Below are 24,517 nucleotides of genomic sequence, written 5' to 3'. Positions count from 1 at the left end.
AAGCCCAGCCCACAGCCGCTCTTATGCGCGGGAGGCCGGGACTGGCGATACTGACCGCATGAACGTCAAGGAAAGTGCCTTTGTGCTGCTCGGGCTGACGGCGGCGCTGGCCGGGTGCGACATGGGGCCGCAGCAGAACGCGGGCACGCCGCCCACCTCGCAGACCACGCCAGCGCCGGTCACCCCCACCCAGACCGCGACGGGGCAGACGGCCACCTCCACGCCAGCCGCCCCGGCCTCCACCGCCGAGGGCAGCGACGCCGCGCCCGACGCGCTGGGCCTGGAGGCGGGCGCGCGGCTGGCGAGCGAGCAGAACACGATTGACGTGGTGCAGCGCTTCGAGCCGGGGCTGGTGTACATCAGCACCGAGTTGCAGGTGGCGGCGCAGGATCCCTTCGGGATGATGGGCGGCGGCACGCAGGTGCAGCGCGGCGTGGGCAGCGGCTTTTTCGTGAACGACGCCGGAGACATCCTGACCAACTTCCACGTCGTGGCGGGCGAGGGTGGGGGCGGCGGTGGGGCCAGCCGGATCACCATCCGGGTGATGAACCAGGACAAGGCGGTCGAAGCCCGCGTGATCGGCTACGCGCCGCAGTACGATCTGGCGCTGATCCGCGCCGAGGGACTGGACCCTTCGCTGATCCGGCCCATTCCGCTGGGCGACAGCGACGCCCTGAAAGTGGGCCAGAAAGCCATTGCCATGGGCGCCCCCTTCGGCCTGGATTTCAGCGTCTCGGAGGGCATCATCAGCAGCACCGCGCGCCAGATTCCCATCGGGTTCTCGGCGGGCGGCGAGGGCATCACGCAAAAGGCCATCCAGACCGACGCGGCCATCAATCCCGGCAATTCCGGCGGGCCGCTACTGAACAGCGCGGGCGAGGTGATCGGCATCAACACGCAGATTCTCTCGCCCGCCGGGCAGGCCAGCGGCGTGGGCCAGAGCGCGGGCGTGGGCTTCGCCATTCCCATCAACGCGGCCAGGAACCTGCTGCCGCGCTTACAGGCGGCGAAGGGCGGCGAGGTCAGCCTGCCCAAGATCGGCGTCACAGTGGGGCTGGTGGCGCAGGGGCCGCAGGGCGGGGTGGCGGTGGGCCTGAGCCTGCTGACCAGTCAGGGCAAGCAGCAACTGGGACTGCCCGACACCGGTCTGGTGGTGGGCCAGGTGCAGCCCGGCACGCCCGCCGCCGAGGCCGGACTGAAGGGCGGTACCCGCGTCGAGCGGTTCCGGGGCGGCGCGGTCAGTCTGGGCGGCGACGTGATCGTGGCCGCCGACGGCCAGCCGGTGGACGCCCTGGAAGACCTGCAGGCCGCGCTGATCAACAAGAAAGAGGGCGACAGCGTGACCCTGACCGTGACGCGCGGCGGCAAAGAGCGTGAGGTCAAGGTCACGCTGGACGCGGCGGCCTTCGAGTAAAGCCCTCCCCGGTAGCCCTGCAAGATGACCCACGGTGAGACTGCCCCCTGTGAGACCCCCGAACCCATGACCCCCCTGGCCACCCACCTCTGGGAACAGCTGCGGCGCGAAGACCGCGAGTGGCTGCGGGCGCTGGCGCGGCAGGCGGGGCCGCACGCCCGCATGGCGCTGGTGGGCGGGGCGGTGCGCGACGCCTTTCTGGGGCACGCCCCGCTGGATCTGGACGTGGTGGCCGAGGGCACGAACGTGCAGGTGCTGGCCCGCGCGGGCGGGTTTCCGGCGCTGTACCACCCGGCCTTCCAGAACGCCACCGTCACCTTCCCGGATGGCCGCAATGCCGATCTGGTGCGTGCGCGCCGCGAGACGTACCCGGTGCCCGGCCGGAACCCGCTGCCCCAGCCGGGCACGCTGGAGGATGACCTGCGGCGGCGCGACTTCGCGGTCAACGCCCTGGCGCTGCTCGTCGGCCCGGACGGCGAACTGGCGCTGCTGGACGAGGTGGACGGCCTGGGCGAGCTGGAGGCGCGGGTGCTGCGGCCCCTGCACGCCCGCTCGTTCCACGAGGATGCCAGCCGGCTGGTGCGCGGGGCGCGGCTGGCCGCGCGGCTGGGCTTCACGCCAGACGCCGAACTGCTGCGGCAGGTGCCGGACGCGCTGGCGATGGCCGCGCAGACGCCCCGGCTGTGGGCCGAACTGCGCCTGCTGCTGTCGGAGGCGCGGCCCGGTGCGGCGGCCCGCACGCTGGCAGACTGGGGCGCGGGGGAACTGCTGCCCGGCGTGGAAGGGCTGGAGGCGCTGGATGCGTTGCAGGACGCCGGACAGCCGATCTCGCCCCAGCTGTACGCTGCCGCCGCGCTGCACGCCTCTGCCGAACCGGAGGCACTGGCCGAACGGATGGGGCTGGGAGACCGTCCCGGCGCGCTGCTGGCCCGCGCCCTGTCGGACGCCTACTTCTCAGACGGCACGCCGGAACGGGTGCTGCGCGGCCTGCTGCGCCCGGACGCCCCGGTGCCGCTGACCGGGCGCGACGTGCTGGCGCTGGGCGTGCCGCCGGGCCGCGCGGTGGGCAAGGCGCTGGCCCACCTGGCGCGGCTGCGCGAGGGCGGGCAGATCCGCAGCCAGGAGGAAGAGCGCGCGGCGCTGCAAAAGTACCTGGAGGCCGACGGGCACTAGGCCGCGCCCCTAGAATGGAGCGATATGCTCCTCAGCCTGCTGACCTCCAATCCCACGGCCTTCATCATCATTGCGCTGGCGCTGGTGCTGTCCCTGGCCGTCCACGAATTCGCCCACGCCTACACGGCAGACCGGCTGGGCGATCCCACGCCGCGCCGTTACGGGCGCGTGACCCTCAATCCCATCGCCCATCTGGATCCGGTGGGCACGCTGCTGCTGCTGGTGGCGGGCTTCGGGTTCGCCAAGCCGGTGCCGATCAACCCCAACAATCTGGGCCGCTGGGGCACGCTGTGGGTGGCCGCCGCCGGGCCGATCAGCAACATCATCATCGCTTTTCTGTGCGCCATTCTGCTCAAGGTGCTGCCCCCCACCACCATCACCCTGACCATCCTGCTGACGGTCATGAGCATCAACGTGGTGCTGGCCATCTTCAACCTGATTCCCATTCCGCTGCTGGACGGCAGCCGCATTCTGGGCGCGCTGGTGCCGTCGCTGGGCCGCAGTCTGTCGCAGTTCGAGGCCCAGCCGTTCAGCTTTCTGATCGTGATGGGCTTCATCTTCCTGGCCCGCGAACCCATCTTCAGGGTCATCCAGACCGTGCAGGGTTGGGTGCTGAGCGTGGTGGGGGTGTGAGGGCTGCGCCCGTCTAAAGGTCTAACCGTCTAAAGGCTGGGAGCAGAGATGGCGCACCGTCACCATCTTTCCCCACTCCCCACACGCCTCATACGGATTCCGCTTAATTCCTTAACCCAGCGGGAAAGCACCGCTGGGTTAATCCATACGCGGAACCCGTCTTCTTTCCTACTCGCGTCTGCTCGGATTTCATCGTTTTTGCAAACGATTCAATCGGAATCCGTATCAGTAGGTCTGCCCGTCCAGCACCCGGCCTTCCGGTTCCTGACCCTGCTGTAGGGTCAGCAGGAAGTCGCGGGTGAGGCTGGCCCCGCGCGCCACCAGATCGGTGGTGGTGCTGGCGATGTGCGGCGTGATGATCACGTTTTCCCGTTGCCACAGCGGGTGGCCCTGGGGCAAAGGTTCGGGATCGGTCACGTCCAGCGCGGCGCCGCCCAGCTGACCGGAATCCAGCGCGGCCAGCAGGTCAGCGGTGACGATCAGGTTGCCGCGTCCGGCATTCGCCAGCCACGCGCCGGGCTTGAGCTTGCCCAGCACGTCGGCGTTCACGATGCCGCGCGTCTCACTCGTGCTGGGCAGCAGCAACACCACCCAGTCGGCGCGCGACAGCAGCCCGTCGCGCTGCAACGCCGAGGTGCCGCTGCGAATGCCGTCCACCTCGGCCCCGAACGGCGTCAGCAGCCCTTCCAGGAGGTGTCCGATGTGACCGTAGCCCCAGATCACGACCTTCTGCCCGTCCAGCGTGTGCAACCCGGAATCGTTCGGGGTGCTGGTGGAACTCCACCGCCCCTCGTGCTGCGCGTCGCGGAAGCGGTGCAGGCCACGCATGGCCGCGAGCATCAGCGCCGCCACATGCACGGCCACGGCGCGGTCATGCAGGCGGTTGGCGTTGTACAGCGCCACGCCGTCCGGCAGATGCGGCTGCACGTGGTCAATCCCCGCGGTCAGGGTCAGCACCCATTTTAGGCCCGGCGTTTTCAGCAACTTCTCGCGGGTCTCGCCGCGCGCCAGCCACAGCACCACGCCGTCGGCAGCCTCGCTGGGCACCTGCTCGTGCGAGTAGAACCCGAAGTCCACGCCAGGAACGCTGTATTCGTCGTGGCCGGAGAGGGCGTGGAATTCGGGCAGATCAGGCAGGAGAACGCGCATGGGGTCTATTGTGGCGCACCCTCCGGCGGGTGCTGGGCCTGCCATTCTTCACGGGTCATTTCCATATGCACGTCGGTGCGCCCCACCTGCGGCGTGCGCCCCACCTCGCGGAAGCCGCAGGCGGCGAAAGCCCGCTGGGCACGGCGGTTGTGGGCGAAGGTGGTCAGGCGCACCCGCCGCAGCGGCACCTGTCGGCCCGCGAAGGCCCACGCCAGCAGCGCTGAAACCGCCTCGCGCCCGTAGCCCTGGCCCCACAGCGCGGGAAAGCCGATCATCACGCCCAGCGTGCCGGTGGTGGGGGTCAGCGGCGGCGAGGGCCGCAGGTCATACAGCTCGGCGCTGCCGATCATGGCGCCGCGCTCGTCCAGAATGCCGAAGCCCACGCGCTCGCCGCCGCGTTCCTCGTCCTGCATGACCTTGCGGAACAGCCACTCGGGCAGCCGGATCGGCTTGGCGTCGTTCCAGTCGGCCAGCTCACGGTCTTTGAAAAAGCCGTGCAGGATGTGCCACTCGCCGCCGTCCAGTTCCAGCATCGGCTTGAGGCGCACGCGCCCCCACTCCCCGCCCGCCGCCGGGAGATCCGGGGAGGCCGCGCCGTTCATCATGGATTGAGTTTAGCGCCCGGAGTAGAGAGTGGCCCCGCCGCCCGCACCACATCCCGCGTCAGGCGTTCCAGGTGAAAGGCGTCGCCCTCGGCGCGTTCCACCGTGCGGGTGTCGGGATCGATCACCAGCAGCGCCAGCACCTCTGGCCCCGCGTGCCGGATGCTGACGCCGGAATGGCCGCCCAGCGCCGCCTGATCAGCCGTTTCCAGATAGCTCCAGGCCGGCGCCGACGCTTTCATGCCCAGGTGCGCGGTGGGCAGGCGGCGGCGCGACAGTTCGCCTTCCAGCCACTCCAGCGCGTCCGGCAGGCCGGCGATCAATCCCTGCTCCAGATGCGGCGAGGGCTGGTTGTAGAGGACAGGCTGCCCGTCGCGGCGGCGCAGTGTCCCGCCCGCCGCCTGCACCAGCGCGTCCCCGGCGGCGATGTCCCACTCGCTGCGCGGCGACATGGTGAAGGTGGCGTCGGCCTCGTCGGCGCTCAGGCGGGCCAGCTTCAGCGCGATGCTGCCGCTGGGCACCATCCCCGGCAGGTCATGGCGGTTTAACTCGCGCCCGAATTCCGTGTCCGAGACGGCAACGCGCCAGCCTTCCGAACGCGGCCCACGGTTCACTTTCTGCCCGTTTTTCCAGACCCCCTGACCCACCACGCCCGCGAACAGTTCGTCTGTCGTCGGCGCGTAGACCACGCCCAGCACGGCGGCGTCCCCCATCGCCAGGCCGATGCTGACGCAGTAGTCCGCCGTGCCCTTGATGAATTCGCTGGTGCCGTCGATGGGATCGATGATCCAGACCCGTTCCTGCGACAGCCGCGCCGCGCTGTCGGTTTCTTCCTCGCTCAGCAGGCCGTCGTTGGGAAACGCCCCCGCCAGCCCCGCCACGATCAGCGCGGACGCCTCGCGGTCAGCCACCGTCACCGGGTCTTCCAGGCTGGTCTTGTGCTGCACGTCGAAGCCCACGGCGCGGTGGTGGAGCAGCAGCGCTCCAGCCTCGCGCGCCAGCCGGGAGGCCACCTCTAATTCACGGGTCAAGTCGGGGACGGTCATCCGCCCAGGATAGCCGCCGACGGGCACAGGTCACGCAGCACGCACACGCCGCAGGCCGGGTTGCGGGCACGGCAGGTCTGGCGGCCGTGGCGAATGGCCGCGACGTGAAAGGTGTAGCGGGCCGTCCACTCACGCGGCAGCACCTCGTCGAACCAGCGTTCCACCTTGACCGCGTTCCAGGCTTCGGGCACCAGTTCCAGCCGCCGCGCAATGCAGTGAATGTGCGTGTCCACCGGCATGGCGGGCCGCGCCAGATCGAACAGCAGCACGCAACTCGCCGTCTTCATGCCCACGCCGGGCAGGCTTTCCAGCAGTTGCCGCGCCGCCGTGTCGTCCAGATCACGGGTTTCCCGCAGCGAGAGGGTGGGGCGCGTTTCATCCAGCTCCGAGAGGAGCGAATAGATGTACCCGGCCTTGACGCGCGAGAGGCCGCCGCCCGCCGCCTTCAGCACGGCCTCGATACCGTCCGGGCCGTCCATCAGCGCCCCCTCCCAGCGCGGGTACGCGGCTTTCAGGCCCTGGAACTGCCGCCGCGTGATCGGGGCTGTGTTCTGCTGCGACAGGATGGTCTGAATCAGGCCGTCCAGAGGCTCGGCGGCGCGTCTGGGCTGCGGCGGATCGGGTAGATATTCCTCGGCCAGCCGGCGCACGATTTCGGGCAAGTGGGCGGGAGGCGGCTGTTGCTCGCTCAGCGGGCGTTTTTTTGAGGAGGGCGCAGGCGCAGTCACCCGGACAGGCTAGGGGGATGGAGAGCGGGAAACCGTAGCCAAGAGGAGCATAAACAAGTTCATTCAGACAGTTCAAATGCCTTGAGCAGTTTCAGGTGCAAAAGAGGGGAATTGCAATCAGCACGTGTAGCGCATTCCAATCGCGGCAAGAAACCTTCTTCGGAGCCCATATTCCTCGAAGGTGTGAATTCAATCACCTCGCCAATCTGGCTGATCCCCACATACTTGCGCCCCAGTACAAACGACTCCCAGGATCTGACATCCGCCATTTGAATGACGGAATCAAAGAGCCCATCCCAGTTTTCTGGATGTCCTATTCCTGCTGTAGAAGTAGACAGGATAGACGCAATAGCTGCTGTCGAAAGTTCCTCGTCCGTATACTCCGTCACGTTATTCTCACTGATCCAGACACCAGCTGTCGTCTGTGAATAAGCATGAAGGAGAATCTTCCCCTGATACTGGTATGCAGCCGCCAACTTTTCTGGATTTCCTTTTCGCATGGTTTTTTGAACCACATCAGTCAGTCTTCTCCAGGTTCGCAACACCCTAACCCTTGACCCCGCCGCGCCGTGCCTGCATGAACTTGACGACGATCGGAATCACGCTGACCACCAGCACCACGCCCACGATCAGCAGGATGTACTGATCCAGGTTGGGAATCAGGCCGCCCAGGTAATATGCCAGCCCGGTCACGCCCACGCCCCACAGCACCGCGCCGATCACGTTGTACAGCGTGAACAGCGCGAACGGCATGCGGCTCACGCCCGCCAGCGTCGGCACCAGCGTCCGCACGATGGGCACGAAGCGGGCCAGGATAACGGCCAGCGCCCCGTACTGCACGAAGAACTTCTCGGCCTGCGCCACGTATTCGGGCTTGAAAAAGCGCGAGTTCTGGTTGCTGAACACGGCGGGGCCGAAGCGCTGACCGATCCAGTACCCCGCCGAGCACCCGATGATGCCGCCCGCCACCACCGCCGCCATCACGGCCCACAGGTTCAGGCCGCTGTCGGGCGCTGCGGCCAGCAGGCCCGCCGCGATCAGCAGGCTGTCACCCGGCAGAAAAAAGCCCACCAGCAGCCCGGTTTCCGCGAAGACGATCAGAAAGATCCCCAGGTAGGAGGCGGACAGGATGGCTTGGGTCAGATCGTGCATCTAAGGCGACAGGCTATACGATCCGGGTGAGGGGCGGGTCATCCGAAAGAGGGTGAGGGGAGGCGCGTGGTTTCTGGGATCGCTGCTTGCGGTTAACCCCGCTATTTTGCGGCTCTGCAAGTCCGCCCCTACGGGGCACCCCCCCATCCAGGGAGGCAAGGGGTTTGCTGCGTGGCGCGATGAGCTGGGAGTCCTGGCTCCCCTCGACTTGCAAAGCTCCGCAGGAGAGGGGTTACCTCCTCACCGCGCCGGAACGCCCACCGCCCCCTCGTCATCCTCGCCGTCGTTCTTGACCCTGGGGGGCCGGGGCTTGCTGACCTGCTGGCGTCCGGCCATGGCGCGGCCCAGCGTGACCTCGTCGGCGTATTCCAGCGCGCCGCCCACCGGCAACCCGTAGGCGATGCGGCTGACGGTGGCGCCCAGCGGCTCCAGCAGACGCTGCAGGTACAGCGCGGTGGCGTCACCCTCCACGGTGGTGCCGGTAGCCAGAATGACCTCCTGCCCCTCGGTCACGCGCGGCAGTAGGGGCTTGATGTGCAATTGCTCGGGGCCGACGCCGTTCATGGGACTCAGCACGCCGTGCAGCACGTGGTACAGGCCGCGATACTCGCCGCTGCGCTCGATGGCAATCACGTCGCCGGGTTCCTCCACCACGCAGATCAGCGCCTGATCGCGGGCCGGATCGCTGCACACGTCGCAGACCTCGGCATCGGTGATGTTGAAGCACACCGGGCAGCTGTGCAGATCGCGCTTGGCCGACAGCAGCGAACCCGCCAGCCGCTCGATGTCCTCGCGCGGTTGCTCGAACAGGTAAAAGGCCAGCCGCTGCGCGCTCTTGGGGCCGATGCCCGGCAAACGCGACAGCTCACGGATCAGGGAGACGAGGGAAGGGGGGTACTTCATGGGTGGCTGCTCCGCAACGGGGGGCGGGACGCAGGACGCGGCGCGCGGTCAACAACCCCTTCCCGCCTTCCACCTCCCGCATACCACGCGCCGCGCACCGCGCACGTCTTCAAAATCCGGGAATCCCCAGCCCGCGCGTGGCGTCCTGCTGCAGGGCGTCGGCCTGGGCGCTGGCGTCCTGCAGGGCGACGAGCAGCAGGTCTTCCAGCGCTTCCACGTCGTCCGGATCCACGGCCTCGGGCTTGATCTTCAGGGCCGTGACCTTGCCGTGGCCGTTCATGGTCACCGTGACCAGACCGCTGGCCGTGCCTTCCACCGACTGGGCGGCCAGATTCTCCTGAATCTTGGCGGCGGCGCTCTGGGCCTGCTGCATCTGCTTCATCAGCTTCTTCATATCCATAGTGACTGCATTCTAGCCGGGGCGGTGTGGCCGGAAGGTGGACTGATGCGGGGGTGGCCGAACTCGCCTTTGTCCCGGCAGGGGCGGCGTATGGTGGGGGCAATGTTGCTCGATCAGCTCGGAAGGCCCCTGCGAGACCTGCGGATCAGCGTGACGGACCGCTGCAATCTGCGCTGCACCTATTGCATGCCCGCCGAGGTCTTCGGCCCCGACTACGCCTTCCTGCCGCGCACCGAACTGCTGAGCTTCGAGGAAATCGAGCGGCTGGCCCGCACCTTCGTCGGTCTGGGCGTGCAGAAGCTGCGCATCACCGGCGGCGAACCCACCCTGCGCCGCGACCTGCCAGAACTGATCTCGCGCCTCAGGCAGATCGACGGCGTGCAGGACATCGCCCTGACCACCAACGGGCTGCTGCTGCCGCGCCTGTCGGCGGACTTAAGGGCGGCGGGCCTGGACCGCGTGACGGTCAGCATCGACAGCCTCGATCCCGAGGTCTTCGGGCGCATGAATGGGCTGGGTACCCACCCACAGAAAGTGCTGGACGGCATCGAGGCCGCCCTGACGGCGGGCCTGGGCGTCAAGATCAACACGGTGGTGCAGCGCGGCGTCAATGAGGACGGGCTGCGAAATCTGTGGCTGGCCCTGCGCGACAAGGCGGTGCTGCGCTTTATCGAGTTTATGGACGTGGGCAACCACAACGGCTGGAACCTGGACAGCGTGGTGCCCTCGCGCGAGGTGCTGGCCCGCCTGAGCGCCGACGGGACCGGGGCGGAATTTCAGCCCGTGCGCCCCAACTACACGGGTGAGGTGGCCGCCCGTCACATCAGCGCGGACGGCCACGAGGTGGGCCTGATTTCCTCGGTCAGCGCGCCGTTCTGTGGCGACTGCTCGCGGGCGCGCATCTCGGCGGTGGGCGTGCTGTACACCTGCCTGTTCGCCGGCAGCGGCACCGATCTGCGCGCCCCCCTGCGCGCCGGGGCCGACGACGCGGCGATGCACGACCTGATTGCAGGCGTCTGGCGCGCACGCCGCGACCGCTACAGCGAGGAACGCGGCGAAATCACGCGCGGCCAGAAAGAGCGGCAGAAAGTCGAGATGTCGCACATCGGCGGCTGACCGCGCTGCAGGCCACCTGCGGTTCTGGCCGCCCCAATCTTGGCATCTGGATCTTTGCATCTGAGAGCCATTCACCATCCGAACTGGGGGCGCTGACCTGTTTCAGAGGGGTTCCCAGATGAGTGACTGTCCAGACAACCTTGTGTACCTCGGACACTAATCTTAAGATAGGCTTCAGCTCTGGCCCGTTGGTGGGAACGCACGCGGGAAGTGCCCTGGAGGGATGCATGGCGAAATACCCGCTGATCAAATCGACCCTGAAAGACCGGCTGCTGGGGGGCCATTACGCCGAGGGGCTGCCGCTGCCCAGCGAACCGCAACTGGCCCGCGAATTCGAGGTCTCGCGCATGACCGCCCGCCGCGCCATCGACGAACTGGAGCGTGAAGGCTACGTGTACCGCGTGCAGGGCGCGGGCACCTTTCCCACCGGCAAACGCTTCCGGCAGGGCACCTTCCGGGTGCGGCCCTTCAAGGAGTGGGCGCGGCACCCCGATCACCGCACCACCGTGCTGCGCGCCATGCAGATCGAGGCCACCCCGGAAATCGCCATCGTGCTGCAGATTCAGAGCGGTGATCCGGTGATCTTCGTCCACCGCCTGCGCAACGCCGGGGACGAGGCGCTGGTGATCGAGAAGCGCTACGTCAACGCCGCGCTGGCGCCGGGCCTGCTGGAGCAGAACCTGAGCGCCGAGAGCATCCACGAAACGATGGTCAGCATGGGCGTACCGATGGCCCGCGTCGAGCAGAATCTGGAAGCGGTCAACCTGCGCCAGGAGGAGGCCGACCTGCTGCGCGTGCCGCTGGGCACCGCCGCCTTCCTGCTCCGGCGCACCACCTACAGCGGCAGCAAACGCGCCAGCTACGTCAACTACTGGGTGCGCGGAGACCGCTACGCCTTCCAGGACACCTTCGAGCCGTGAATCCGCGCGGGGGCGGCAGCCTCTTCCTGCCCTTCCTTCTGCAAGACGAAACAACAAAAGCGCCGCCTCCTGATGGGGGCGGCGCTTTCTTCAGGACGGACGGTCTTAAGCGGCCTTGTTCTGGTGCGCGCCCTGGGCCGCGTCCACGAGGGCCTTGAAGGCTTCGGGTTCACGGGCAGCGATGTCGGCCAGCACCTTGCGGTTCAGGTCGATGCCGGCCAGACGCAGGCCACCGATGAAGGTGGAGTAGTTCATGCCGTGCAGGCGGGCGCCCGCGTTGATGCGCTGAATCCACAGGCGGCGGAAGTCGCGCTTCTTGTTGCGGCGGTCGCGGTACTCGTAGGTGGCCGCGTTCAGCAGGGTCTGGAAGGCGTTGCGGTACTGCTTGCTGCGCGAGCCCCAGAAGCCCTTGGCGCGCTTCAGCACCTTCTTGTGGCGGCGGCGGCGGACGATGCCGGTCTTGGCGCGGGGCATTACTTGCCTCCCTTATAGGGCAGCATCTTCTTCATGCGCGCCCACTCGCTCTGGGCCAGCACGAAGCCCTTGCCCTTGCCGCGAATCTCGTCGCCGCTCTTGCCGGTGTTCTGGTGGCGCTTGCCGCTCTTGAACGCCATCACTTTGCCCGTTCCGGTGATCTTGATCCGGCGCGTGGCGCTCTTGAGTGTCTTCATCTTGGGCATGGTAGGCCCTCCTGTGTAGTCCGCTCGCGCCGGCCTGGGCCGGGCTCACGTCTGGGGTTCGGGCCGCTCAGATTTCAGTCCTGCATCTGCGCCGTTGGTCTGCCCTGCCCCACTTGACCAAGAGAAGACTCTACACGAACCGGGGAGGGCACGGCAAGAGGGAGGCGGTTGGCTCAAGCTGTCCCCTGCCCGCCTGTGCGCCAACGCACGTCACAATGCGGTATGGAACTGCTGTCCGGTCTGCTGTCCTCGCTGGGCCTGTCGGGCGCTGCGGGGCTGAACGCCTACGTACCGCTGCTGGTGGTGGGCCTGCTGTCGCGCCTGGGCGTGCTGCACCTGAATGAGCCGTTTGGCCTGCTGGGCAACCCCTGGGTCTTGCTGGCCGTGGGCGTGATCGGACTGCTGGATTTCGTGGGCGACAAGATTCCCGGCATCGACACCGCGCTGCATCTGGTGGGCGGCCTGATCAACACGGTGGCGGGCGCGGTGCTGTTTGCCGCGCAGACCGGCGTGGCCGACGTGCCCCCGGCCCTGAGTCTGGCGCTGGGCGTGATCGTGGCGGGCGGAGTGCATGCCACCCGCACGGCGGTGCGCCCGGTCGCCACAGTCACCACGGGCGGGCTGGGCAATCCGCTGGTCAGCACCCTGGAGGACGGCACCAGTCTGCTGCTCTCGTTGCTGGCCGTGTTCGTGCCCCTTCTGGCCGTGCTCCTGCTGGCTGCCGTGGTCTTCGTGGGCTACAGGTTATGGACGCGGCGACGGGGGCGCCGGGCGCTGTAGCCGTTTCAGACCGACAACCGATCGGACGGCGGGAGAGGCCCGATCACCTCTCCCGCCGTCTTGCGGCGGTGTGCCAGCCCACATCAGGCGCCATGTCACGCCGAAAACGGCTTAAACTTCACCCCAAGCGCGACATTCGGGCTCCTTTTCCGCATCTTCTGCAATCCGTATCTCAGAATCTAGCCAAATGTCAAAAAATATTTTGACAAAAAGCAATTCCCTCTCTAGGCTCTGAACATGCGGAGCGCGAACGGTGCAGGTCGCGCGTGCAGGGAGGAACGCCATGAAACTGATCACGGCAGTCGTCAGGCCCGAACGGGTTCAACACGTTAAAGAGGCGTTGTTTCAGGCGGGGATCAGCGGCATCACGCTCTCGCGGGTCAGCGGCCACGGCGGCGAGCAGGAAATCGTGGAGCACTACCGGGGCACGCGCGTGATGATCGAGTTCCGCGACAAGGTGGAAATCCGCATGGCGGTCAGCGAACCGTTCGAGCAGGCGGCCATCGACGCCATCTGCCGGGGCGCCCGCACCGGGGAAGTGGGCGACGGCAAAATCTTCGTGCAGCCGCTGGAGCGCGTCATCCGCATCCGCACTGGTGAGGAAGGCAACTCGGCCCTGACGCCCGTCACCGAGAAAAAGCTGGCCCCGGTATGACCGCAACATCCTCAAGGAGTGTGAAGTCCATGAGCCTGACGCCTTTTCTCCGGACACCCCTTCCCCTGATCGTGGCCCTGGGCGGCGTGGCCCTGGCGCAGGACGCGGCACCGACGCTCAACACTGGCGACACCGCCTGGATGCTGGTCTCGGCGGCGCTGGTGCTGCTGATGACGCCGGGCCTGGCCCTGTTTTACGGCGGCCTGACCCGCGCCCAGAGCGTGCTGAACACCATGATGATGAGCGTGGTCTCGATAGGCCTGGTGGGCGTGCTGTGGATGCTGGCGGGCTACAGCATCGCTTTCGGGGAGGGGGGCAACGCCTTCGTGGGCTCGCTGGCGAATGTTGGCCTGAACGGCCTGACCGACGGGTTGACCGGCACCATTCCCACCTCCGTCTTCGCGGCGTTTCAGGCCATGTTCGCCATCATCGCCCTGGCCCTGATCTCGGGCGCGGTGGTGGAGCGCATGCGCTTCGGGGCCTTTGTGTTGTTCGGGGGGCTGTGGACGCTATTGATCTACTCGCCGCTGGCCCACTGGGTCTGGAGCGCCGACGGCTGGCTGTTCAAGGCCGGGGCGCTGGACTTCGCGGGCGGCACAGTGATTCATCTCTCGGCGGGCATCAGCGCCCTGGTGGCGGCCTTCGTGCTGGGGCCGCGCATCGGCTTTCCGCGCAGTGCCCACGTGCCGCACAATGTGCCGCTGGTGTTGCTGGGTGCGGGGCTGCTGTGGTTCGGCTGGATGGGCTTCAACGCGGGCAGCGCGCTGGCGGCCAACCAGACCGCCGGGCTGGCCTTTCTGACCACGCTGATCGCTCCGGCCGCCGCCATGCTGACGTGGCTGGGGCTGGAAAGCAGCCGGGGCAAGCCCACCGCCGTGGGGGCCGCCACCGGCCTGGTGGTGGGACTGGTGGCCATCACCCCCGCCTGCGCCTTCGTCAGCCCCTGGGCCGCCGTCATCGTGGGCGCAGCGGGGGCCGCCGCCAGTTACGGCGCGGTGCAGCTCAAGCACCGTCTGGGCGCAGATGACACGCTGGACGTGTTCGCGTGTCACGGCGTCGCCGGCATCGTGGGCGCGCTGCTGACCGGGGCGCTGGCGTGGACGACGGGCCAGGGCAGACCGGTGGGTGAGCAGATGGCGATCCAGTTGCTCAGCGTGGCGGCCTCGCTGGTCTGGGCCGGCGCGGGGTCGTTTATTCTGCTGAAACTGGTCAGCGTGGTCATGCCGCTGCGGATTCCGGCCAGCCAGGAAGTGGGCGGCATCGACATCAGCGCGCACAGCGAGCAGGGCTACGCCGACAGCGAAACCGGGCTGGGGGCGCCGGTCTTCGTGGGGGGCGACTGAGCCTCACCTTCAGCCCTCCACCTGTTCAGCGCCCGCCGCCCTGCAGCCAGCCCCGCCCGCATCTCCGGCGGCTGGCTGCAGTGCGGTCAGCGGGGCGTTTCCTGGCGTGATCCCTGGCCTGTCCGGAAGAGGTGAATAACACCGTCTTGCTCTGATTCCAGAGCATCCGGGAACCCCACCAGATGTTCGTCCATCGCCACAAGACGGGAGTGTTGCCACTCGCTTCGCTCGGGTTCGTCTTCGACTCACCGCATTTTGGGATAAGGCCGCGCCAGGGACGCTTGCCCCCCCAGGCATTTGTAAAGGCTGTGTTACGATACCGGGTGAGTCTGACGCAACTGTGACAAAGAGGGTCGGGCCGCCGCAATTTCTGGAGTTCACCCCAAATACCTCATCCCCCCAAGGATGGGGCTTTTGAAGCGGCTGAAACTCGTGGGATTTGCCGGAACAGCAGGAAAAGGAGGAGTGAAGTTTTGGACGTCTCAAGTAAGGTCTTAAGTGAACTGGCGCAGCGGGAAGCGGCGCTGGACGCGCAGATCGAAGCGGCGCGCGAGGAAGCCCGGCAAACCGTAGCGGCTGCCGAGGCGCGGGCCGCTGGGATCATGCGGGACGCCGAGGCACGGGCGACGGCCATGCAGGCCCAGCACGACGAGCAGCTGGCGGCGGAAGTGGCCCGCATCCGCGAGGAAGCCGGAGCGCAGGCCCGCACGCAGGCGCAGGCCACGCGTGAGCAGGCCAACGCCAAGCTGGGGCACGCCGTCGAAACCATCATGCGGGCGGTGCTGCCGTGATCAACCCGATGCAGCAAGTCGTGATCGCGACTCGCAGCCGCAGCAGCGACGCGGTCATCACGGCCCTGCAAGACGCGGGGGTGTTGCATCTCAAACCCATCACTGGCGGCCCCCTCAACACCGGCTCGCTGACCGAGGGGGACGCCCAGTCCCGCCGTGAAGACGAGCGGCTGCTGGCCCGCGCCGACAGCACCATCGCCGAGCTGGGCAGTTACCGCCCGGCGCCCACCCCGCTGCCGGATTCCGGGCAGTGGGCCGCCATCGTCGAGGGTGCGGCGCAGCCGGTCTCGGTGCTGGCGCGCAACCGTCAGGAACTGCAGGCCGACGCCGACGTCGAGCGGGCCTACGGCGACGCCGTGCGGGCGCTGGCCCGCATGGCCGGCCCGTTAGACCGCAGCCGCCGCCTGAGCCTGCTGCCCTTCCTGCTGCAGCCCAGCGACGACGTCGCGGAACTGGACGCCGCGCTGCGCGAGACCCTGCCCGAACGGTACGCCCTGGCCACCGAAACGGTGGGGCAAAACCGCGTGGGCCTGGTAGTGACGCTGGCGCGCGAGCGTGACGTGGCGCGTGCGGCGCTGGGCAAGGTTCGTCTGGGCGAGTTGCGTCTGCCGGGCCGGTTCGACGGCCTGCCGCTGGGCGACGCCTCCGCCGAGATGGACCGCATCAAGCGCGACGGCGCGGCGCGGCAGGGGCAACTGAACGCGGAGCGTGACGCGCTGGCCAAGCAGCACGGCCCGGCGCTGTACGCGGTGCGCGACGCCCTGAAAGACCGCGTGGCGGTGCACGACGTCCGCGCCGTGTCCGCCCGCGGCAAGTACAGCCTGGTCATGCAGGGCTTCGTGCCGGTGGACCGGGTACCCGCGCTGAATGCGGCGCTGGGCAGCTTCGGCGACGCGGTCAGCTACGAACTGCACCCCGTCGACGAGCTGCACGACGACACCGTGCCGGTGCAGCTCAAGAACAGTGACTACGTCAGCCGCTTCAGCGTGGTCATGGGGCTGCTCAGCCTGCCCAAGTACGGCACCTTCGACCCCACCTGGGTGATTGCGGTGTTCTTCCCGCTGTTCTTCGGCATCATCATCGCCGACATCGGCTACGGCCTGCTGTTCTTGTGGTTCGGCATGTGGCTGCTGGGCAAGGCCCGCCGCAATGAGGGCTGGGACCTGAGCTTCTTCGGTGCGTTTGTGCCGCCCGCCACCCTGAGCAATCTGGGCTACGTGGTTAACGTCATGGCCGCGTGGTGCATCGGCTGGGGCTTCCTGACCGGCGAGATGTTCGGCACGCTGCTTGAGCACCTGCATTTCTTCTACATCAACCCGGAACTGCTCAACAACCTGTGGGGCTGGACCGGCATCACCTACGTGGAAGAGGCGGGCATCACCCACCGCGGCCTGGTGCCGATCCTGTTCCCCCGTCTGGAAACTGCGTATTTCAGCAACGTGGCGCTGGTGTTCTCGCTGCTGTTCGGCATCCTTCAGGTGCTGTGGGCCTGGGGCATCCGCGTTCAGCAGGGGCTCAAGCACCACGACAGCGCCCACGTCTGGGAGGGCCTGGCCCTCTTCGGCAGCACCGTCGCGCTGATCTGCATGGCCTTCGCCACCCGCGCGGGCAAGGACTTCGGCCAGTTCACCAACTTCTCCAGTCCCCTCGTGCTGCTGATGTACGCCGGTTTCGCCCTGTTTGTGGTGGGCTGGATCATCGTGATCAAGCAGTTCCCGCTGCTGCCCATCGAACTGATGTCGCAGGGTGCGGCGGTCCTCAGCTACGCCCGTATCTTCGCCGTGGGGCTGGTCAGCGCCATCCTGGCCCGGCTGTGCACCGATCTGGGCTGGAGCCTGTACGAGAACATCGGCGTGCTGGGCATTCTGCTGGGCCTGCTGGTCGGCGTCATCCTGCACTTCTTCGTGCTGGCGCTGACCCTGATCGGCCACATCGTGCAGCCCATCCGTCTTCAGATGGTGGAGTTCCTGAACCCCACCGGTTTCAACAACGACACCAGCCCCGCCTACAACCCCCTTCGCCGCCTGAGCCCCAGCACTGAATCCAGCGCCGGGCAGGTCAAATAACTCCAGGAGTGTTCACCATGACCAAATACAACAAGATCGTCCTCGCTTCCCTCGTGCTCGCCCTCGCCACCAGCGGTCTGGCCCAGACCGAAGTGGCCGTCAACGACGACATGTACCGCGGTCTGCGCGCCCTGGGCGCGGGTCTGGCCCTGGGCCTGGGCGCCGTCGGCACCGGCATCGCGCAGGCGCGCATCGGTTCGAGCCTGGTCGGCGCCGTCGCCGAGGACCCCAGCAAGGCCGGCAGCCTGCTGCTGTACTTCCTGATTCCCGAAACGCTGGTCATCTTCGGCTTCCTCGCGCTGTTCATCCTGAACTGATATGGCCCTGGACAAGCTGCTGCAAAACGAAGCCCAGACCGAGATCGAGCGCATCCGCGCCGAGGCCAGGGAACGTGCCGACGCAATTGTGGCGGCGGCCAACGAGCGCGCCGAGGCGCTGGTCTCGGGCCGCACCCGCGCGCTGGACACCGCCCGTCAGGCCGGTCTGGTGCGCGCCCGCAGCGCCGCGGACCTGGACAGCAATGCCCAGCGTCTGGCGGCCACCGACTCCCTGCAGACCCAGGCCTTCCAGACCGCCGAGCAGTACATCCGCAGCTCGGTCAGCGCCCCCGAGTACCCGCAGATCATGATCAAACTGATCAGCGAGGGCCTTCAGGCGCTGCCCGGCGCGGTGGCGGTGGAAACCCAGAGCAGCGAGCAGGACGCCGCGCGCCGCGCCCTGGAGTTCCTGGGCGGCGAGGCGGCCACGCTGGAGGTGCGCGTCAACGACAGCGTGCAGACCGGCGTGCGCCTGATCGGCCCGGACGGCAAGACCAGCATTCAGAACACGCTGGTGGGCCGCCTGGAGCGCGTGCGTGAGGAACTGGCGCCGCAGATCACCCGGCTGCTGGCCGAGTAGGAGACGCGATGCCCGACGATTACTCGTACATCAATACGCGCGTGCGCGTCATGCGCACCAAGCTGCTGGACGGGCGCGCCCTGGACTCGGCGCTCGCGTCGGGCAGCTACGCCGAATTCCTGCGGGTGCTGACCGAGACCGACCTGGCCCCCAACCTGCGTGAAACCACCACCGAGGGTGCGGGCCTGTCCGAGCTGGACCGCGCCCTGAGCCGCAACTTCTTCGACACCTCCCAGCGGGTGCTGGGCTTTGCGGACGGCGACGCCAAACGCGAGATCCAGACCCTGCTGATGAAGTGGGATCTGGTCAACCTCAAGACCGTGGCGCGCGGCATTGCCGGCAACCGGGGGGTTGAGGCCATCCAGAGCGGCCTGATCGAGGGCGGCACCCTCAAGCCCGCCGCCCTGCAGGCCGCCGCCGCCAGCAGTGACCTGCCCAGCGCCGCCGCCGCCATCGCGGTCAGCGGTCACCCGCTGGCGAAAGCCATGCGTGACGGGGCCGCCGCCTACGCGGGCAGTGGCCGCCTGCTGGATCTGGAAGTGGCGCTGGATCAGGGCTACTACCGTTACGCCCTGGGCGTGGCCCGCAACACCAGCCTGCGCCGCTACCTGACCCGCGAGATCGACGTGACCAACGCCCTGATCGCGCGGACGCAGCAGGGTCAGACCCCCGATCCCAGCCTGTTCGTCGCCGGAGGCAGCCTGGACGCCGCCGGCTACAGCCGACTGGCCGGCGGGGACGCGGGCGGCGTGGGCGAGATCGCCGCCATTCTCGAAGCCCCGTCGCTGGAAGAGGCGGAGGTGGCTGCGCGGGGCACGCTCGACCGCGCCGCCCGCAACAGCGCGGCTGGTGACCCGGAGGGCGTGGGGATCATCCTGGACTTCCTGCGCCGCAAGGAAATCGAGATTGCCAAACTGCGCCTGATCGCCCGCGGCAAGTTCTATGACCTGAGCAGCGAGCAGATTCGCAAGGAGGTGCAGGCGTGACCGGTTCAAGCGCCAAAACGGGCAACACCCGCCACGTCGCCGTCCTGAGCGATTCGGAAACCGCCACGGGCTACCGGCTGGCCGGGGTTCACGTGGTGGAAGCCACGCCCGAAACCGCCCAGGCGGAACTGGAACGACTGATCACCGAGGGGAACTACGGCCTGGTGGCCGTGGACACTGGACTCATCGCCGATCCGCTGGCCTCCACCACCCGCGTCATGCGGGGCCGTGACCTGCCCATCCTGCTGCCCATTCCCAGCCTCAAAGATGCCTTCTCGCCCGACACCGTGGACGCCAAGGCGTACATGGGCAAGCTGGTGCGCGAGACCATCGGCTTCGATATCAAGCTGTAACCGGTCTACAGGTCAAACCGTCTAACGGCCAGACGGCACAAAGCACAAACGCCGTTCTGCGCCTGCTTTAGACTGTTTGACCTTAGACCTTATAGAAAGACCCTTAGACCTCTCCGAAGGAGAAACATGACTCAGAACAAGAGCGGCGTCGTGCAGAGTATTGCCGGACCCGCAGTGATCGCGGACGGCATGTACGGCGCGAAGATGTACGACATCGTGCGCGTGGGCACCGAGCGTCTGGTGGGCGAGATCATCCGCCTGGACGGCAACACCGCCTTCGTGCAGGTGTACGAGGACACCTCCGGCCTGACCGTGGGCGAGCCTGTGGAAACCACCGGCCTGCCCCTCTCGGTGGAACTGGGGCCGGGGATGCTCAACGGCATCTACGACGGCATTCAGCGTCCGCTGGACAAGATCCGCGAGGCCTCGGGCGACTTTATCGCGCGCGGCATCGAGGTGTCTTCGCTCGACCGCACCCGCAAGTGGAACTTCACCCCCAGCGTGGGGGCCGGCGACGAGGTGATCGGCAGCTCGATCCTGGGCACCGTGCCGGAGTTCGCCTTCACCCACAAGATCCTGACCCCGCCCGACAAGAGCGGCAAGATCCGCAGCATCGTGGAGGCGGGCGAGTACACCATCGACGACACCATTGCCACGCTGGAAGACGGCACCGAGCTGCGTCTGGCGCATTACTGGCCGGTGCGCGCGCCGCGTCCCGTCGCCAAGAAACTCGATCCCAGCCTGCCCTTCCTGACCGGGATGCGCATTCTGGACGTGCTGTTCCCGCTGGTGATGGGCGGCGCGGCGGCGATTCCCGGCCCCTTCGGCTCGGGCAAGACCGTGACCCAGCAGTCGGTGGCCAAGTACGGCAACGCCGACATCGTGGTGTACGTGGGCTGCGGCGAGCGCGGCAACGAGATGACCGACGTGCTGGTGGAATTCCCCGAACTGGAAGACCCCAAGACCGGTAACCCGCTGATGCAGCGCACCATCCTGATTGCCAACACCTCCAACATGCCGGTGGCGGCGCGTGAAGCCAGCGTGTACACCGGCATCACCCTGGCCGAGTACTTCCGCGATCAGGGCTACAGCGTGTCCCTGATGGCCGACAGCACCAGCCGCTGGGCCGAGGCGCTGCGCGAGATCAGCTCCCGCCTGGAAGAAATGCCCGCCGAAGAAGGGTACCCCCCGTACCTGGGCGCCAAGCTCGCGGCGTTCTACGAGCGCGCCGGGGCGGTCAAGACCCTGGGCGGCGAGGACGGCGCGGTCAGCGTGATCGGGGCGGTTTCCCCCGCCGGCGGCGACATGTCCGAACCCGTCACCCAGGCCACGCTGCGCATCACCGGCGCGTTCTGGCGTCTGGACGCGGGTCTGGCCCGCCGCCGCCACTTCCCCGCCATCAACTGGAACGGCAGCTACAGCCTGTTCACGCCGATCCTGGACCGGTGGTACCGCGAGAACGTCGGCCCCGACTTCCCCGAACTGCGCCAGCGCATCAGCAACATCTTGCAGGAGGAAGCGGCCCTCCAGGAAGTGGTGCAGCTCGTCGGCCCCGACGCCCTCCAGGACAACGAGCGGCTGATTATTGAGGCCGGGCGCATGCTGCGTCAGGACTTCTTGCAGCAGAACGGCTTCGACGCCGTGGACGCCTCCAGCTCCATGCCCAAGAACTACGGCCTGATGAAGATGTTCCTGAAGTTCTACGAGGAAGCCGACAGCGCTCTCAAGAGCGGCGCCACCATCGACGACATCATCCAGAACCCGGTCATCGAGAAGCTGGCCCGCGCCCGCTACGTGGCCGAGAACGAATTCATGGCCTACGGCGAGGGCGTCATGGACGAACTCGACCAGACCTTCAAGGGAGTGACCGCATGACCCTTCTCCAGAAGGAATACAACGACGTCGCCTACATCTCCGGGCCGCTGCTGTTCGTGAACGCCGCCAGCGATCTGGCCTACGGCGCCATCGTGAACATCAAGGACGGCACCGGCAAGCTGCGCGGCGGTCAGGTCATCTCGGTGACCGACCAGAACGCCGTGATTCAGGTGTTCGAGGAAACGCGCGGCCTCGACCTCGCCACCGCCTCGGTGAGCCTGGTGGAAGACGTGGCTAGATTGGGCGTCAGCAAGGAAATGATCGGCCGCCGTTTCGACGGCCTGGGCCGCCCCATCGACGGGCTGCCCGCCGTGGTGGCCGAGAAGCGGCTCTCGATCAACGGTCAGGCGATGAACCCCACCGCCCGCGCCAAGCCCGAGGAGTTCATCCAGACCGGGATTTCCACCATCGACGTGAACACCAGCCTGATTCGTGGGCAGAAGCTCCCGATCTTCTCGGGCAGCGGTCTGCCGCACAACGAGCTGGCCGCCCAGATCGCGCGTCAGGCCAAGGTGCCGGGCCACGAGGGCGACTTCGCGGTGGTCTTCGCGGCGATGGGCCTGACCCAGCGCGAGGTCTCCTTCTTCACGCAGGAGTTCGAGCGCACCGGGGCGCTGGCCCGTTCGGTGCTGTTCCTGAACCGCGCCGACGACCCCGCCGTGGAACGTCTGCTGACCCCGCGCATGGCGCTGACCACCGCCGAATACCTGGCCTTCGAGCACGGCTACCACGTCCTGGTGATCCTGACCGATTTGACCAACTACTGCGAGGCGCTGCGTGAAATCGGCGGGGCGCGCGAGGAAATCCCCGGACGCCGTGGCTTCCCCGGCTACATGTACACCGACCTTGCCTCGCTCTACGAACGCGCCGGCGTGGTGCAGGGCAAGCCCGGCTCGGTCACGCAGATTCCGATTCTGTCCATGCCCGACGACGACATCACCCACCCCATCCCCGACCTGACCGGCTACATCACGGAAGGGCAGATCGTGGTGGACCGCACCCTGAACTCCAAGGGCGTGTTCCCCCCCATCAACCCGCTGCCCAGCCTGAGCCGCCTGCAGGGCAACGGCATCGGCAAGGGCAAGACCCGCGCCGACCACAAGAACGTCTCGGATCAGCTGTTCGCGGCCTACGCCAACGGCCTGGATTTGCGCAAGCTCGTTGCCATTACCGGTGAAGACGCGCTGACCGACACCGACAAGCTGTACCTGCGCTTCGCCGACGACTTCGAGCAGTACTTCATCGGCCAGGGCGATCAGGACCGCAGCATTGACGACAGCCTGACCGTCGCCTGGGGCATCCTGTCCAAGTTGCCGCAGAGCCAGCTGACCCGTCTGTCCAAGGACTCCATCGACAAGTTCTATGGCGAGAAGATGGACGAGATGTGGCGCGGCGGCCGCAGCATGAGCATGTAGATGAGGGATGCGGGAGGCGGTGCGCAGTACGCGGGGTAAGATTAAACCCGCGCCCTGCGTACCGCACACCGCGCACTTCACCGACAAAGGAGGTGAACAAAATGGCAGGACAGATCAGCCCCACCCGCAGCGCGATGCTGGCGAGCAAGGCCAGCCTCAAGACCGCGCAGAGCGGCGCCGACCTCCTCAAGCGCAAGCGCGACGCCCTGATCGGCGAGTTCTTCGCGCTGGTCAAGGACGCGCTGGCCGCCCGTGAGGAACTCGCCAGCGTCAGCACCGGCGCGTACACCAGCCTGTTCGGCGCGAAAGCGTGGGACACGCCGGAAGCCGTCGAGAGCCTGAGCCTGGCGGGCAGCGGCGACTACGCCATCGACATGCAGATCGACAACCTGTACGGCGTGAAGGTGCCGCGTATCGCTGTGCCCCAGCGCGACACGGCCACCACGTTCAGCCCGATCAATGTGGGCGCCCGCACCATCCAGGCCGCCACCGATTTCGGCGGCGTAATGGACGGCATCGTCAAGGTGGCCGCCACCGAGACCAAGCTGCGCCGGATTGGCGAGGAGATCAAGAAGACCTCGCGCCGCGTGAACGCGCTGGAGCAGGTGCTCATCCCCGGCATTCAGGACGACATCCGCTTTATCCGCAGCGTCCTGGATCAGCGCGAGCGCGAGGCCAGCTTTACCCTGAAGAAGATCAAGGCCAAGCTGGAAGCCGACGCCAAGAAGGACAAGGAAAACATGCAGGCCGGGAACCACGGCTCCGCAGCCGACTGAGTTCCGAGCGCAGAGAAGGCCGCCCTCCGAGTGGGGGCGGTTTTTTATGGCTCAGGAAAGAAGAACCGGCGGCAGGCCTCCAACCCCGTGACCGTCACAGGCGTTCTCTGATGCCGCTCCCAGTCCTCCCGCGTCAGGCGCAGGCGATCCGAGACGACGGGCTGGCCGTCCAGTACGTCACGCGAGATGCCGTCGGGGCGATACCCCAGCGTGCGCGAGACCCCCTGGGACGCCGCGTTGTCCTGAAACACCTCGCTGAGGGCGGCCACCGCGCCCAGCTCGGCAAACGCCAGATGCAGCAGCGCGGCGCGGGCCTCGGTGCCGTAGCCCTGGCCGTGAAAGGCCAGGCCGAGCCAGGAACCCGTTTTCACCTCGCGCAGAACAGGAAAGTCACGGCCCCGCAGCGAGACCATGCCGATGGGCTGACCCTCGCGGAACACGCCCAGCCCCAGACTCCACGCCTCTGGCAGCCACTGTCCACGCGACAGCCAGTGCTGCTGCATGACGTACAGGGCGCGTTCCTGCGGCGGCAGATGGGTCCAGGGAGTCAGAAAGGGGCGCTCGCCGGGAAGGTGGATGCCCCCAGCCGCCACATCTGCCAGGGCCGCGAGTTCCCCGTCATGCGGCGGGCGCAGTTCCAGGCGCGGCGTCTCGAGACGCAACG

General features: G+C 67.4%; 28 protein-coding genes. 17 read left to right on the top strand and 11 right to left on the bottom strand.

Annotation, left to right across the window (positions count from 1 at the left end; all coding sequences use genetic code 11):
• Positions 1 to 58 precede the first annotated feature (58 nt).
• The 3 genes from FHR04_RS12930 (at position 59) to FHR04_RS12920 (ending at position 3,220) form a co-directional block, all read left to right on the top strand.
• On the top strand, positions 59 to 1,414 hold the full coding sequence (locus FHR04_RS12930; protein WP_249039116.1) for a S1C family serine protease: 1,356 nt from the start codon (positions 59 to 61) through the stop codon (positions 1,412 to 1,414).
• 66 nt (positions 1,415 to 1,480) lie between these two features.
• Entirely contained in the window at positions 1,481 to 2,587 is a 1,107-nt protein-coding gene (locus tag FHR04_RS12925) for a tRNA nucleotidyltransferase/poly(A) polymerase family protein (RefSeq protein WP_249039115.1), read from the top strand.
• 24 nt (positions 2,588 to 2,611) lie between these two features.
• Positions 2,612 to 3,220, top strand: a complete 609-nt coding sequence (locus tag FHR04_RS12920; protein ID WP_139403803.1) for a site-2 protease family protein — start codon at positions 2,612 to 2,614, stop codon at positions 3,218 to 3,220.
• A 225-nt stretch (positions 3,221 to 3,445) separates the two neighbouring features.
• Here the strand turns inward: FHR04_RS12920 and FHR04_RS12915 are convergent, their stop codons facing one another.
• The 8 genes from FHR04_RS12915 to FHR04_RS12880 all read right to left on the bottom strand — a co-directional run bounded on the left by FHR04_RS12915 (position 3,446) and on the right by FHR04_RS12880 (position 9,200).
• Entirely contained in the window at positions 3,446 to 4,369 is a 924-nt protein-coding gene (locus tag FHR04_RS12915) for an NAD(P)-dependent oxidoreductase (protein WP_139403802.1), read from the bottom strand.
• 5 nt (positions 4,370 to 4,374) lie between these two features.
• Positions 4,375 to 4,971 (bottom strand): GNAT family N-acetyltransferase, encoded by a 597-nt coding sequence (locus FHR04_RS12910; RefSeq protein ID WP_139403834.1) that lies wholly within the window; start codon positions 4,969 to 4,971, stop codon positions 4,375 to 4,377.
• Complete coding sequence (locus FHR04_RS12905; protein ID WP_139403801.1) at positions 4,971 to 6,017, bottom strand: 3'(2'),5'-bisphosphate nucleotidase CysQ; 1,047 nt, start codon at positions 6,015 to 6,017, stop codon at positions 4,971 to 4,973. The genes FHR04_RS12910 and FHR04_RS12905 overlap by 1 nt, the downstream gene beginning before the upstream one ends.
• Positions 6,014 to 6,745 (bottom strand): endonuclease III domain-containing protein, encoded by a 732-nt coding sequence (locus FHR04_RS12900; protein WP_249039113.1) that lies wholly within the window; start codon positions 6,743 to 6,745, stop codon positions 6,014 to 6,016. Before FHR04_RS12900 ends, FHR04_RS12905 begins: the two co-directional genes overlap by 4 nt.
• A gap of 59 nt (positions 6,746 to 6,804) precedes the next feature.
• The gene (locus FHR04_RS12895) at positions 6,805 to 7,260 is read right to left on the bottom strand and encodes a hypothetical protein (RefSeq protein WP_139403800.1); all 456 of its coding nucleotides are present in this window, start codon (positions 7,258 to 7,260) and stop codon (positions 6,805 to 6,807) included.
• A 31-nt stretch (positions 7,261 to 7,291) separates the two neighbouring features.
• On the bottom strand, positions 7,292 to 7,897 hold the full coding sequence (locus FHR04_RS12890; protein ID WP_139403799.1) for a DedA family protein: 606 nt from the start codon (positions 7,895 to 7,897) through the stop codon (positions 7,292 to 7,294).
• A 240-nt stretch (positions 7,898 to 8,137) separates the two neighbouring features.
• Positions 8,138 to 8,800, bottom strand: coding sequence for a recombination mediator RecR (gene recR / locus FHR04_RS12885; RefSeq protein WP_139403798.1), 663 nt, complete (start codon positions 8,798 to 8,800; stop codon positions 8,138 to 8,140).
• A gap of 109 nt (positions 8,801 to 8,909) precedes the next feature.
• Positions 8,910 to 9,200 (bottom strand): YbaB/EbfC family nucleoid-associated protein, encoded by a 291-nt coding sequence (locus FHR04_RS12880; protein WP_039681606.1) that lies wholly within the window; start codon positions 9,198 to 9,200, stop codon positions 8,910 to 8,912.
• Between the two features lie 102 nt (positions 9,201 to 9,302).
• Here FHR04_RS12880 and moaA point away from each other — a divergent pair, with 102 nt between their 5' ends.
• Complete coding sequence (gene moaA, locus FHR04_RS12875; RefSeq protein WP_081994758.1) at positions 9,303 to 10,316, top strand: GTP 3',8-cyclase MoaA; 1,014 nt, start codon at positions 9,303 to 9,305, stop codon at positions 10,314 to 10,316.
• 227 nt (positions 10,317 to 10,543) lie between these two features.
• The gene (locus FHR04_RS12870) at positions 10,544 to 11,236 is read left to right on the top strand and encodes a GntR family transcriptional regulator (RefSeq protein WP_039681604.1); all 693 of its coding nucleotides are present in this window, start codon (positions 10,544 to 10,546) and stop codon (positions 11,234 to 11,236) included.
• A gap of 105 nt (positions 11,237 to 11,341) precedes the next feature.
• Here FHR04_RS12870 and rplT read toward each other — a convergent pair whose 3' ends face one another.
• A complete protein-coding gene (gene rplT / locus FHR04_RS12865) occupies positions 11,342 to 11,710 on the bottom strand; it encodes a 50S ribosomal protein L20 (protein ID WP_039681603.1) in 369 nt (122 codons plus the stop codon).
• Positions 11,710 to 11,916: a 50S ribosomal protein L35 gene (rpmI, locus tag FHR04_RS12860; RefSeq protein WP_039681602.1), complete on the bottom strand. Its 207-nt coding sequence runs from the start codon at positions 11,914 to 11,916 to the stop codon at positions 11,710 to 11,712. Before rpmI ends, rplT begins: the two co-directional genes overlap by 1 nt.
• 222 nt (positions 11,917 to 12,138) lie before the next feature.
• Between rpmI and FHR04_RS12855 the strand changes: the two genes are divergently transcribed.
• The 12 genes from FHR04_RS12855 (at position 12,139) to FHR04_RS12800 (ending at position 23,853) form a co-directional block, all read left to right on the top strand.
• Positions 12,139 to 12,696: a DUF4126 domain-containing protein gene (locus FHR04_RS12855; RefSeq protein ID WP_139403797.1), complete on the top strand. Its 558-nt coding sequence runs from the start codon at positions 12,139 to 12,141 to the stop codon at positions 12,694 to 12,696.
• Between the two features lie 283 nt (positions 12,697 to 12,979).
• Entirely contained in the window at positions 12,980 to 13,351 is a 372-nt protein-coding gene (locus FHR04_RS12850; protein WP_039681600.1) for a P-II family nitrogen regulator, read from the top strand.
• Between the two features lie 29 nt (positions 13,352 to 13,380).
• Positions 13,381 to 14,694: an ammonium transporter gene (locus FHR04_RS12845; RefSeq protein ID WP_139403795.1), complete on the top strand. Its 1,314-nt coding sequence runs from the start codon at positions 13,381 to 13,383 to the stop codon at positions 14,692 to 14,694.
• Between the two features lie 473 nt (positions 14,695 to 15,167).
• The gene (locus tag FHR04_RS12840) at positions 15,168 to 15,485 is read left to right on the top strand and encodes a V-type ATPase subunit subunit G family protein (protein ID WP_039681598.1); all 318 of its coding nucleotides are present in this window, start codon (positions 15,168 to 15,170) and stop codon (positions 15,483 to 15,485) included.
• Positions 15,482 to 17,551 (top strand): V-type ATP synthase subunit I, encoded by a 2,070-nt coding sequence (locus tag FHR04_RS12835; protein WP_139403794.1) that lies wholly within the window; start codon positions 15,482 to 15,484, stop codon positions 17,549 to 17,551. The genes FHR04_RS12840 and FHR04_RS12835 overlap by 4 nt, the downstream gene beginning before the upstream one ends.
• 17 nt (positions 17,552 to 17,568) lie before the next feature.
• Positions 17,569 to 17,868 (top strand): ATP synthase subunit K, encoded by a 300-nt coding sequence (locus tag FHR04_RS12830; RefSeq protein ID WP_039681597.1) that lies wholly within the window; start codon positions 17,569 to 17,571, stop codon positions 17,866 to 17,868.
• A 1-nt stretch (position 17,869) separates the two neighbouring features.
• The gene (locus tag FHR04_RS12825; protein ID WP_039681596.1) at positions 17,870 to 18,448 is read left to right on the top strand and encodes a V-type ATP synthase subunit E; all 579 of its coding nucleotides are present in this window, start codon (positions 17,870 to 17,872) and stop codon (positions 18,446 to 18,448) included.
• Positions 18,449 to 18,456: 8 nt separating this feature from the next.
• Positions 18,457 to 19,434 carry a V0D/AC39 family V-type ATPase subunit gene (locus FHR04_RS12820; protein WP_039681595.1) on the top strand — a complete coding sequence of 326 codons (978 nt, stop codon included), beginning with the start codon at positions 18,457 to 18,459 and terminating at the stop codon, positions 19,432 to 19,434.
• Positions 19,431 to 19,787: a V-type ATP synthase subunit F gene (locus FHR04_RS12815; RefSeq protein WP_039681594.1), complete on the top strand. Its 357-nt coding sequence runs from the start codon at positions 19,431 to 19,433 to the stop codon at positions 19,785 to 19,787. Before FHR04_RS12820 ends, FHR04_RS12815 begins: the two co-directional genes overlap by 4 nt.
• 126 nt (positions 19,788 to 19,913) lie before the next feature.
• The gene (locus FHR04_RS12810; RefSeq protein WP_039681593.1) at positions 19,914 to 21,662 is read left to right on the top strand and encodes a V-type ATP synthase subunit A; all 1,749 of its coding nucleotides are present in this window, start codon (positions 19,914 to 19,916) and stop codon (positions 21,660 to 21,662) included.
• Positions 21,659 to 23,077, top strand: coding sequence for a V-type ATP synthase subunit B (locus tag FHR04_RS12805; protein WP_039681592.1), 1,419 nt, complete (start codon positions 21,659 to 21,661; stop codon positions 23,075 to 23,077). Before FHR04_RS12810 ends, FHR04_RS12805 begins: the two co-directional genes overlap by 4 nt.
• 101 nt (positions 23,078 to 23,178) lie before the next feature.
• Positions 23,179 to 23,853: a V-type ATP synthase subunit D gene (locus FHR04_RS12800; protein ID WP_039681591.1), complete on the top strand. Its 675-nt coding sequence runs from the start codon at positions 23,179 to 23,181 to the stop codon at positions 23,851 to 23,853.
• A gap of 44 nt (positions 23,854 to 23,897) precedes the next feature.
• On the opposite strand, the gene FHR04_RS12795 is transcribed toward FHR04_RS12800, so the two are convergent.
• Positions 23,898 to 24,515: a GNAT family N-acetyltransferase gene (locus FHR04_RS12795; protein WP_211344196.1), complete on the bottom strand. Its 618-nt coding sequence runs from the start codon at positions 24,513 to 24,515 to the stop codon at positions 23,898 to 23,900.
• Positions 24,516 to 24,517: the final 2 nt, after the last annotated feature.

The organism is Deinococcus radiopugnans ATCC 19172, assembly GCF_006335125.1.
Classification (GTDB): domain Bacteria; phylum Deinococcota; class Deinococci; order Deinococcales; family Deinococcaceae; genus Deinococcus; species Deinococcus radiopugnans.
This window is presented reverse-complemented; position numbering and strand designations above follow the sequence as displayed.